This window comes from Lunatimonas sp. (genome assembly GCF_020832325.1).
In the GTDB taxonomy this organism is placed as follows: domain Bacteria; phylum Bacteroidota; class Bacteroidia; order Cytophagales; family Cyclobacteriaceae; genus Lunatimonas.
In genome coordinates this window covers 208327-220112 of sequence record NZ_JAFIEU010000047.1, presented here as the reverse complement: position 1 = coordinate 220112, position 11786 = coordinate 208327, and the positions used below count along the sequence as shown (strand labels likewise).

The 11786-nt window shown below is 47.8% G+C and carries 8 protein-coding genes; 4 read left to right on the top strand and 4 right to left on the bottom strand.

The window, feature by feature from the left end; genetic code table 11:
• Positions 1–42: 42 nt before the first annotated feature.
• The 3 genes from JJU34_RS18745 to JJU34_RS18735 form a co-directional block, all read right to left on the bottom strand.
• Entirely contained in the window at positions 43–1626 is a 1584-nt protein-coding gene (locus JJU34_RS18745; protein WP_228693952.1) for an amidohydrolase, read from the bottom strand.
• 15 nt (positions 1627–1641) lie between these two features.
• The gene (locus JJU34_RS18740; RefSeq protein WP_228693951.1) at positions 1642–4152 is read right to left on the bottom strand and encodes a zinc-dependent metalloprotease; all 2511 of its coding nucleotides are present in this window, start codon (positions 4150–4152) and stop codon (positions 1642–1644) included.
• A 61-nt stretch (positions 4153–4213) separates the two neighbouring features.
• Positions 4214–5368, bottom strand: a complete 1155-nt coding sequence (locus JJU34_RS18735) for an FAD-dependent oxidoreductase (protein ID WP_228693950.1) — start codon at positions 5366–5368, stop codon at positions 4214–4216.
• Between the two features lie 568 nt (positions 5369–5936).
• Between JJU34_RS18735 and JJU34_RS18730 the strand changes: the two genes are divergently transcribed.
• The 4 genes from JJU34_RS18730 (at position 5937) to JJU34_RS18715 (ending at position 11019) form a co-directional block, all read left to right on the top strand.
• Positions 5937–7382, top strand: coding sequence for a DEAD/DEAH box helicase (locus tag JJU34_RS18730; RefSeq protein ID WP_228693949.1), 1446 nt, complete (start codon positions 5937–5939; stop codon positions 7380–7382).
• 11 nt (positions 7383–7393) lie between these two features.
• Positions 7394–8635 carry an NAD(P)/FAD-dependent oxidoreductase gene (locus JJU34_RS18725; RefSeq protein WP_228693948.1) on the top strand — a complete coding sequence of 414 codons (1242 nt, stop codon included), beginning with the start codon at positions 7394–7396 and terminating at the stop codon, positions 8633–8635.
• A 91-nt stretch (positions 8636–8726) separates the two neighbouring features.
• Positions 8727–10097, top strand: a complete 1371-nt coding sequence (locus JJU34_RS18720) for an NAD(P)H-binding protein (protein WP_228693947.1) — start codon at positions 8727–8729, stop codon at positions 10095–10097.
• A 130-nt stretch (positions 10098–10227) separates the two neighbouring features.
• Entirely contained in the window at positions 10228–11019 is a 792-nt protein-coding gene (locus JJU34_RS18715) for a hypothetical protein (RefSeq protein ID WP_228693946.1), read from the top strand.
• 70 nt (positions 11020–11089) lie between these two features.
• Here JJU34_RS18715 and JJU34_RS18710 read toward each other — a convergent pair whose 3' ends face one another.
• The gene (locus JJU34_RS18710) at positions 11090–11719 is read right to left on the bottom strand and encodes a hypothetical protein (protein ID WP_228693945.1); all 630 of its coding nucleotides are present in this window, start codon (positions 11717–11719) and stop codon (positions 11090–11092) included.
• Positions 11720–11786: the final 67 nt, after the last annotated feature.

Below are 11786 nucleotides of genomic sequence, written 5' to 3'. Positions count from 1 at the left end.
TAAAGGTAGCTGAAAAAATACCCTAGTTGCTCTTTAACGATCCTATTCCAACGTGGGGTAGGGGACTCCGAGTTGTTCCAAATAGGAGTCGTATTTTTCTTCGTCGTAGTAGAATTTTTCGAGTTGGGGCCTGTAGAGGTCCATCAGTCGTTCATTAAGAAATATGGCAGGTTCATCGCTATCGGCCATCAGCGGCTGATACTGCGTAGATTTTGTCTGAACTTCCCTGAAATAGGTCCAGGCCTCCTCCAACAATTGGGGTTTGAGAAGCAGGTCGAGTACGGTCAGTGCTTCCACTTTTGCTCCGGCCAGTACGCCTTTGTGTGCTATGGGTGTGGCCATGGCCACCGCATTTGTCCAGTGGTGTCCAGGCAGATCGGGTGCATTTGCAGGGTACCGTAGTACGACGGTAGGCAGGTTCCACGAAACGTCTCCGATATCATCTGATCCGCCCCCCATGGAGAATGTGGCTGGACCTCTGAACTCGGAAAGTTCCGTCAACAAGCCGGTTTGCGCATCGCCTTTTTCGGGGTTGATGTGCTTTTGCACTGCCTTTGCCAACGCTTGGTCCGCATCGCTCCAATCGGGTAGACCGACCTGCTTGATGTTTTCATTCATGGTTTCGGCGATGGTCTTGTTGAAGTGCCCCGGCCAGGAAGACCCCATGATATGGTGGGTTACAGTGGTTTTGGTCATCATGGCCGCTCCCTCGGCGATACGGATTGCGTCTTCGTACAGACCCAAAATCTTTTCGTAGGTCCTTTCTCGAAGAAAATACCAAACCGAAGCCGTTGCGGGTACCACATTGGGTTGATCACCGCCATCCATAATTACGTAGTGGGAGCGCTGGGTAGGAGGCAGATGCTCTCGATAGTAATTCCAGCCAGCGTTCATCAATTCTACCCCGTCCAGTGCACTTCTGCCGTTCCAGGCACTGGCACCGTGTGCCGTTTGCCCCTCAAAATCAAACCGTACAGAAACCAGTCCATTGTTACCTGAGTCACCCCAAGAGACCCCAAGGTTGCTGCTTACATGGGTAAAGATGCAGGCATCTGCTTCGGCAAATATACCAGATCGAACCAAGTATGCCTTGCCGGCAAGCTGCTCCTCGGCTACACCGGGCCAGATCATGAGGGTGCCCGGTATGTTTTCGCGTTCCATGATGTTTTTCAGAGATATCGCTGCCGCAATGCTTAGGGGTACTCCGGAATTATGCCCTTCACCATGTCCAGGAGCCCCCTTTACCAAGGGTTTGTGAACAGCGACTCCGGGAGTTTGGTTTGTGTTGGGGAGCCCATCAATATCGGAACCTATGGCAATAAAAGGTTTGCCTGAACCCCAAGTAGCTGTCCAAGCAGTAGGCATCCCGGCAACCCCCCGGGCAATAGTAAACCCCTGTGCTTCCAAAACACCTGTCAAGTATTTAGATGTTTCGTATTCCTGAAACCCCATTTCGGCAAAACTAAATACTTTGTCAACCATCACCTGAACCAGTTTTTCCTGTTTTTCGACCTCCTGAAGAAGTTCTTTTTTCAGTTGATTTATTTTGGCCTGTTTTACCTGACCAAAAGAAATAAGGGGCACACAAACCCAGATGAAAATGGACACGAGCTTTTTTATTGGCATAGTCTTGGGGGTTGGTTAGTGCGAATCGATGGAGTGATCATGGCTGCAAATTGGTTCCAACCAGTTTTGGCCGCTTTCTCCGATAGGTGCACCTGCGGGAGCTGCCATGGGCGACAGCATGGTGACTTTTTCCTGTGGATTGGCGAAGAACCCGTCAAGCATGGCCAAGCAATATTGATTGTGTGCCATTTGGTGGATATTGGAAGTGCTCTGCGAACCAATCCAATTTTTGATCTCCCTTACTTTGAGCATAGCGATCGCTCTTGCTTGGGAGGAGGCGTCCGAATCCATGGAAAGCATGAGCAGGTGTTGGAGCGTTAGCTTGGCCACTACCCGTTGTATTTCACCTTCGTACCCATTTTTTATTGTACTTTTCCATGTGTCGGTGATCAGTTGGTCAATCACTTGGTGGAGGCCAGGAAGGCTGCTGTCCCAGGCATGTTGGTTTACCAGACGCGATGCCCGTTCAGGATGTAGCAGCAGCGTCAAGGTGTGGTTCGCGGCGATTTCAGCCGGTGACAGGATATCGAATACCAGCCCGGTGTTTCGGTTGAATACCTCTCTCGCATTGGCCGCAAAGCCGTATGGGCGGGGGGGGATCAGTGAAACCACGTTTTTTGGAAGGGCCAAGGTCTCTGGTTTCAGGGTATTCATTAGGGATTTCAAAGCGCGGTTTTGCTCTGCGGCAGGTACCGTCTCGATAGGGGAGCCTGATTCACCTCGAAGCATGTACGTATACGAAAGACCCGCCACCACCTTGGCAGCCGCTTCTACCTGATACCTGTGAAACATATACATGGGTACCAGTACCTCCTCCAAATTAGCCATAGGGGTGCCTACAGGGATTTTACTGGCTGAAAAATTATCCAGAACAATCTTGCGGATTTTCATTTTATGATCCAGTTCATCCACGGCGTTGGAGCCATTATCCCAGAGGTGGTTCTGTGGATGTGCACTGCCTGGTGGCCGTGCGTCCTGATCGGAAAGGAACTTCATGCCCTTTGCCTGATATTCTTTGACCAGATTATCTATTTCCGTGGCTTCATCCGAGCCGGCAGGAAAGGTCGCGTAGGCAATTTTGATGGCTACTTTATCCCATTCTCCGATGCCTTCTGGATAGGCGTCTGATATATCGATGCGGTTATCGGCCGTTAGCTTTACCGTAGGATGTGGGTAATCCATTACGGATGCTCTGCCGAAGGTACTGGCGATGTAGTTGTGAGGTAAGCCCAATGTGTGACCGACTTCGTGGGCGGCTAGTTGACGCATCCGTGCTAGTGACATTTCCATCAGCGCAGGATTTTCCGAACCTTCGTCAAATTCACCCACCAGACCTTGGGCCAACAAATAATCCTGTCTAACCCTAAGAGAACCGAGTGTCACTTTTCCCTTGATGATTTCACCGGTTCTGGGGTCTGTGACACCGCCGCCATAGGACCATCCACGACTGGAGCGGTGGACCCATTGTACCAAGTGGTATCGTATATCCATTGGGTCGGCATCCTCAGGTAATAGCTTTACTTCAAATGCATTTTTAAATCCTGCTTCCTCGAATGCCTCTGCCCACCATTTGGTACCCTCCATTAGGGCCGTGCGTATGGGTTCTGGCGTTCCAGGATCTATGTAATACACGATAGGCTCCACGACTTCGCTGACAGCTGCACTGGGATCCTTTTTTTCGAGACGGTGTCGGCGGATATAGCGTTTGGTGATTGATTCATCCACAGGGGTGGCGTAGTCGTAAAAGCTTACGGAATTGATTCCAGCACGTGGGTCAAATAAGCGGGGCACGTAATTATCGTCTGGCAATTCTACAAAGGAGTGATGCATGCGTAAGGTCACCGCGTTGGTGGAGGGGGTTACCTCCCGCAGGTAGGGGCCGGCTTGGTCACCGGTGAGCGTGATAGTAGCTTCTATTTCGGTGTTTTTAGGAAAGCTTTTGGTTCGAGGCAGGTAGATGGCACTACGTGAGACGTCTAGGCGATAGCTGCCCTGTCGGGTTCTACTGATCGCTGCTGCCGCACCTGCCGCATCTTGGAGAAAAAAGGTGGTGCCGTCCACCAGAATTTTCCCGCCTTCTTCGGCGGAAACTTCAAAGCCCCAATGAACCGATTTGGCAAAGGACTCCTCCACGGCTTTCTTTTCCATTTCGTTGTCGGTAACGGCTCTGTAACCGTAATTGGGTTCTGTCAGTAGTACTTTATTGCCTGACCGCTCGAATTTGACCACATGAGAAGGAAGAATTCGTCCTCTATCCAAGCCGATATCGTTGGATCCCAAGCCTGCGGCTAAGGAGGGGTAGTAAAGAATTTCTTTATCCAATTCGGAGAGTTCCATCCACAATTTGCCTTTCTTGCCATCCCAATAGAGGGTTATAAAACCAGGCATTTTTTCCATTCCTTCGGTAAACGAGGCGATTGTGGGTGTGTTTTGGGCCAAAACCTTACCAAAACCTCCTCCCAGATGGGAGGAGGTGATCAGTAAGATTAAACCACAAATCAACCTACTGATTGTTGTTTTCATCATTGGTTTAAAGTTATCGCTGAGTAGGTAAAAGGGAAAAGTCCCAAGCTAGCGCATCACCCGCCTATGTCCTTAGATTTACCATCATTTCAGCCACCGTACTCAAGTATTTTTCCTTTACTAGTGGATCGGGGGTGGTGTCCCAGTTCCCATCAATGCCGTTTCCACCGATCATAATGCCATCTCTTCGGGGTATGAAGTACACGCCACCCATATTGGCACGGTAGGTGAGTTCAGGCTGGGGAATGAGGAAGCAGAGTTGACCGGATACAGGCATCAACTCTTCATCACCAAAGATTTCTTGTGATCCGAGTCCCGTACAGTTTACAATGCAGGAATGGGGTAGGGCGTCCACGTCCTCCGGCTTTGTGAAGGTCCGAACTTCAATCTTTCCACCTGCCAGAAGGAAATCGTCCCTCATCATCTTTAAGTAGGATGGGATATTGAAGATTGTGGTTGGGTTGCGGCTTACGGTTGGATATTTAAACGGATTTTCTTTTCTCGGCAGCGTAACTGCCTTGGGGTAGAAATCAACCTCGGGTGTTTCCAGCTTGGATCGCAGTTCGTCGGAGTAGTCGCTTCGTCGTTGTTCTCCGGAATGGATGCGGTAGTTATCCATCCAGTCTACCACTTGATTTAGCCCTAACATCCGTTGGAACGTCTTGTAAGAATGTGTACATGCTTTTTGGTACATGGCCGCAAACTCGGGTGTCACCTTACTGGGATGTACCAGCCGGGATGTAGGGGACCAAGTGCCTGTAGCCATCGCCGAAGTGACGTTGGGATAGGTATCTTTGGTATATATGGTCACTTCGTATCCTTTTTGCTGAAGCGTTCGGGCCGTCGCCAGTCCTACCACTCCACAGCCCATCACGGCAACCTGCCGGGCGTTTGTTTGCTGGACCAGTTCGGAGGCGATCATAGCCGTGCCCCAAGAAAGGGACCATCCGCTGCCTCCATGACCATAATTGTGCACGATGGTTTTGTTTCCCAATTGCTGACTTTCTACCCGCGGACCGCTAAGGCGGAAAGGGCGAAGACCAACGGTCTCTTTGATTACTCGATCTTCAGAAACCTTTACTTTGGGAAGTTTTAATCTGGAGTGGATATGATAATTCTTGTAACTGCCAGCCTGTAGTGAAAGGCTTGTTCCCAGGACCCCGGAACCTACAGCAGCCACGGCTAATTTTTTGATAAAGTCCCTGCGTGGATGACTCATGATGAAAGGAAATGTTAGTGGTTATTTTAATGGCAATACACATTGCCACCAGCAAAAAGGTGTATCTTGGGTTTAGAGTATTGCTAGTATTTCGGTATAAATTTAAACCATAAAATTCAATAATAGCAAAAAAATGATCTTAAAAGGATCAATTTATGAGTGTAAATGTTTTTTAAGGTGATAAAATGAAGGAAAATAGGTTAATAAAATAACCGACCTAACTGAGTGCAGAGATCGGGATTTTCTGGTTTTTGTAGTGCCTTGCGATGGGTTGTGGATTGTGTTGGTTGGTGTTGTTTCTCCATCTGGAGGCCGGGCTATCTTTCAGATTGGGCATAATTGGGCCATGAGGTTGTATTAACGATAAAATAAGCCTAATTTTAGGGAAGATTTTGATGGAAGGAGACCTGCTGCTTTTCCTGTCTTTTTTTGTTAGTCGGCAGGAATAGTGCATTTTACCCATCCCACAAGTATATCAAAAAAACAACGGTATACCCTGCGGGTTATTCATATAGACATCGCCGGGTCAGCAGAAGCTGGACCTATGGGCAAGACAGTTACATACCAAATGGAAAATAAAGTTACATTTAAGGATTTCGGCCTGATAGAGGCTTTACAGGAAGGATTGGATGCGATGGGGTTTGAAACGCCCACGCCGATCCAACAGCAGGCTATTCCGGTTATATTGTCCGGTAAAGACCTGATCGCTACCGCTCAAACCGGCACTGGCAAGACAGCGGCATTTATATTGCCTATTTTACATCACATCGCTTCGCGACAAACTCCCGGCGTAAACGTATTGATTCTGGCGCCTACGAGAGAGCTCGCGATACAGATTGATCAGCAGATCCAAGGTTTAGCTTACTTTTTGGGTATCAGCTCAATTCCGATTTATGGGGGAGGTGATGGTGCTACTTGGGAACAACAGAAGAAGGCATTGGAGATGGGGGCAGAGATTGTGGTGGCTACCCCCGGTAGATTGATTGCCCTGCTTCAGGGTGGGAAGATCAAGTTGGATAGCCTCCGGTATTTGGTGTTGGATGAAGCGGACCGAATGATGGATATGGGCTTTTCGGAAGATTTGCTTACCATAGTCAACTATCTACCGCAGAAACGGCAAACCCTGCTTTTTTCCGCCACCATGCCCCAGAAGATCCGCAAGTTTTCGCAGCAGATTTTGGTAGACCCCGAGCAAATTTCCATCGCTTTGGGAAAAACTGCTAAAGGTGTCGCACAATTTGTCTACCTCGCTTACGATACCCAAAAGGAGGGTTTGATTCTGCATATTCTCGAACAAAAACCCTACGAAGCGGTGATTGTATTTTGTTCTACCAAAGACAAGGTAAAGTCTCTTTTTAAAGTGTTGCGAAAGAGGTTTGATGTGGAGGCATTTCACGCAGATTTGGATCAGTCGGAGCGGGAGAAGATCATGTCTGCCTTTAAGAGTAAGAAAGTAAAGATTCTCGTTGCTACCGATATCCTTTCAAGAGGTATTGATGTGGAGGACATCGAACTGGTGATCAACTTTGATACACCGAACGACCCCGAAGATTATGTACACCGAGTGGGAAGGACTGCGAGGGCGCAGAAAGAAGGTACCGCTATTACCCTAGTAAACGATAAAGACCGGTTTAAGTATTCGAATATAGAGAAGCTGATCGGGATGGAGATCACCAAGTTGCCGCTGCCCGAGGAGTTGGGAGAGGGCCCTTCTGCCTCTCAGTCGGCCGGGCGCAAAGATGGAAGCAGAAATCACCCCAAAGGAAAGCGCACCGGTAAGTTTCAAAAGGACAGCAGGCAGGCTAAAGGACATCCATCAGAGCGTACCACAGTAGCCGAATCAGGGTCTCCAACGGAGGGAAACCGTAAGCCCAAGTACAAATCAAAGCGCTTTCCGTCAAGGAAAAATTCCGATGTCATTGCAGATGATACTTCTGCCAAAGCTGCTGAGTCGTCAGAAAAAGGGGAACCAAAACCATCAAAATTCAGAGTCAGGAAGAATATTTCAGAGTAAATCTATCTGATATGACAGATCGAAAGACGTATATTGTCGGAGCGGGTATTTCAGGCTTAATCGCGGCCTGGGAATTAGAAAAAGCGGGTTTTTCTCCGGTCATTCTGGAGGAATCGGACAGGGTTGGCGGTCGCGTAAGAACCGACTATCAAGACGGCTATGCGCTGGATCATGGATTTCAGGTGTTGTTGACGGCTTATCCGGAGGCCAAAGCCTACTTGGATTATGAAGCCCTAGACCTGAAAACCTTCCAGCCCGGGGCCGTGATTTTAAAACCCGGGGACACGTTTTCCATTTATGACCCACTGAGAAATCCGTTTCGGCTGCCAGCTATGGTGTTCTCTCAGGTGGGTAACCTCTTGGATAAGTTACGGATTTTCCAACTAACCAAAGAACTGCGGGAAAAACATGTGGAGGAAATCTTTCAAAGTCCTGAAATGACCACACAAGACTACCTGAAAAAGCGTGGCTTTTCGGATAGGATGATGAAGAATTTTTTTATCCCCTTCTTTCGGGGGATCTTTTTAGAAGAAAAGCTGGAGACTTCATCGAGGATGTTTGAATTTGTATTTAAGATGTTTGGTGAAGGCCATGCGGCGGTGCCTGCAAAAGGGATGGGTGAAATCCCGAAATTTCTAGCTTCGCGACTGGTCAATACATCTATTCGATTGAACACCAAGGTAAATCGGATTGACCATAATGTAATCCACTTGGCGTCGGGAGATACGATCACAGCGGACGATATCCTCCTTACCCTAAGACCTGGCAACTTTCTCGAAGGATACGATCAGCCTGATCCGGGATACCGTACCGTGACTACATTGTATTATTCCCTGCAACAATCTTTCATCGCCAAGCCTAGCATAGGCTTGGTCCCCGACGACCATTTTTTGATCAATAATATTGTCTTTATGACAGATGTGAGCAAATCCTATTCAACAAACGGGCGGGCACTGCTTTCCGTGTCTATTGTCAAGGAGGTCGCCCACATGGAGCAACTGGAACAGTTTGTTTCCTTAGAGTTGGAGGCGTTGTCAGGCATAGCCGCATCCCACTTTCAACATATCAAGACCTTTCGAATCACCAAAGCACTGCCTATACTCGAAGGATTGAGGTATACTAGGCCCCTCGTTCATTATCAATTACACGATCACCTGTTTGTCACCGGAGATCATATGCTGTATGGTTCTGTAAACGCCGCTATGCAGGCAGGTAGAAGTGCCGCGCAGGCCATCCTGTCTAAGAAACGTTGATGGTAATTCTTACCTGGTATTTGGTAACAGACCTCGGGTATTTGATAACAAAATCCGGTGATTGTGCTTATTATTCTCAAAGGAATAGCTCATGAAGCAAAAAGTAGCGATTGCCGGTGCCACCGGATATATTGGAAGGTGGTTTATGGATCAATTCAAGGATAAGTATCATCTTATTGGACTGAGCAGAAAGGAAGTAGATTCAAATCCCTGTCCGCAGATTGAATGGCGTCAGGTGGAGCTTTATTCCATCACATCGACGCAGCAGGCACTGGAAGGCGTGGATATAGCCATCTACCTGGTACATTCCATGACGGCCTCCACCCGGCTGAACCAAGGTAGTTTTGAAGACACTGACCTAATTCTGGCAGATAACTTTGTCCGTGCCGCAGAAGCCAATGGGGTACGGCAGATCATTTATTTAGGCGGGATTTTGCCCAAAGATTCTCCGCCGGAATCTTGGTCCAGGCACCTTCGCAGTCGCACAGAGGTTGAACAGACCCTGTCATCCAAGTCGCCTGCGTTGACTGCTATCCGAGCAAGCATTATCGTTGGCCCGGGAGGTTCTTCGTTTGATATGATGAAAAACCTCGTGTCAAGGCTACCGGTATTGATGTGTCCAAAGTGGACCGAATCCATGACGCAACCCATTTCTTTGAAAGACACCTTGGAGATCATGGACAATTGCCTGGGTAATCCCAAATACTTTGGGCGGGCGATTGAAATAGGCAACCCTGAGGTGATGTCTTACAAGGAAATGCTAATTCAGACGGCTGCCGTCATGGGAAAACGTAGGTTGATTTTTTCCGTGCCTATTTTTTCGGTGGGGTTTTCGAAATTGTGGGTTGGTTATTTTGGTAAAAGCCCTGCCCAATTGGTGTCCCCGCTCGTAGAGAGCCTCAAGCACACCATGACGGTTTCGGACGATTTAGCCTATAAGGACAAACAAGGCAGTTATCAAAGCTACACAGAAGCTGTGCGCATCGCGTTGTCAGAGACCCGGGAGGCTGCATTGCCCACTTTTAGACCGCTTATTCAAACAGCAAATACCGTCAGAAGTATTCAGCGGCTCCCAAATGTCCGAAATAAGAGTGCCTATTGGGTAGCCAACCGGTACAAGCTGTGGCTTCCCACTTTCTTTAGGTTCCTAATCACAGCGAAGGAAGAGGTGAACGGAACGGTTTCCTTTCACTTGTTGCGTTTTTCGCCGGCTATGTTGCAATTAACTCTAGAACGAAATCGGAGTGACAAAAGGCGGCAGTTGTTTTATATCAGCGGGGGCTGGTTGGTAGGCAGGATGGATTATGGCTGGTTGGAGTTTAGAGAAGTGATGGAGGGCCGGTATATTTTGTCGGCTATTCACGAGTTTGTTCCACGTATACCTTGGTTTTTGTATTTAAATACACAGGCGAGAATCCACCTGTGGGTGATGCGGAGGTTTAAGCGGTACCTAGAAAGATAGATTCTTCGAGCATTTTTTTGAGTCGTCCAGGTTTCTTTTTTATTTGGGTGAAAAAATTATACAAATGGTTTGAAAATTGTTTAAATTGTTTGTGTAAATACATTGCGTATCATTTAAACCCAAATTACCCATGAAGAAGCTCATCTGTTTTTGGTTTTTGGCCCTGATTGTGAGCCATGCCATGTATGCCCAAGAGAAGCGGTACCTCGTTTTCGAGTTTATACGAGTAGATCCCTCAAAGACACTGGACTATTTGGAATACAAGGAGTTTTTGGCCAAGGTCTATGGAGAGGCAGTCAAGAAAGGGGATATCGAGGGCTGGGATTTGTGGTCCTTGAAGACCGGTTCCGACTCCGAAGCGTATCAATTTGCTACGATCACGTATTACAAAGATCCCGTTAGGATGATGGATGGCACAGAGCCGGAGGTGTTGATCCGGTATGCTCAAAATGCCTTTCCCCAAATCCAAGAAAGCCAGCTTCTTCAGCGGCTGAAGGAAGCTGTGGAGGATAGGGATTTGGCGATTCGTACCTTTATGGTTGAAATTGCCCGGACGAGTGACCAGTTTATGTTCAAACCTGGCACATTGGCTTCCTTCGATTTAATGAAAGCAGTGGAAGGTAATTTTGAGGAATACGAAATGGCGGAAAGAGAGGTGTTTTTGCCTATCCATCAACGAAAGATTTCAGCCAACCTCATGGAACATTGGTGTCTTCTACGTACAGCCTTGCCCACAGGCAGTCAGGCGAGCTCTACCCACTTAACCATGAATGTGTACAAGGATTACCTACAGTTTTTTAACTCCATGGAGTATGAAGATATAGAAATGTCCGATTCCATTCGGCAAAGGGTGGAGAAAGGCCTCAAATCAAGAGATCAAAAGTGGGTGTACTTGGCCACACTAGAGACCATGGTGCGCTAAAGGTGTCTTTGGTTTCGTTTGGTACATCGAGATCGGGTTCAGATCGCAGTCTTCCCGTATGGATGTTCCACTAAGGATTAAATACAGGGTCATACCAGCGCATCCTTCGGCAGATTAGCGTCATCAGGAAGTTAACTCCGGTATGAAAAACCATCAGCAAAAAGATGGCAAGGAGAGGTACGCCGAAAATTTGATAAGGCCAGCGGTAGGTCCAAACACCCAAATAAATGGTGATCATTTCGCCGATGGTTGGAAAGATCATGGCAGCAAGTAGAGCCAAGAGGATTTTTCCGTTTGTCGAATGTATTTGAAGCGAGTTGACCAGGTTTTTTTCGATCTTGTAAATATACGTAAACGCCAGGCCCCAAGCGAAAGGCAGCCAATACGGAACCTCCCGTAAGCCGGAAAGATCGTGGTATTCCCAATGACCAAAATAGATACCCCAAAGTTCACAAGCTACACCTAGTGCAGCACTTATCAAAAATCCGATCAGGTAGATAAAGCGGTCTTGGGATGCAGATACAAATTTTTTTCCAATCGATAAGATGGCATAAAGTGCTAAAATGATAGCTACTACATAATCTTGGGCATGCAGCGTCCCTATAAGCGTTCCTGCCACAGCCAATTTGACGAGATTGGCCAACAGGGTGCGAACAGCTGCGGTGTATTGTCTGTTGGTTTGTAGTGCTAACGTTTTCAACGAAGACTCTGGATTTTTACATGTCGGTGCGCGACCTTGTACGCGTTTCCCAAAGGTATAAAAGACC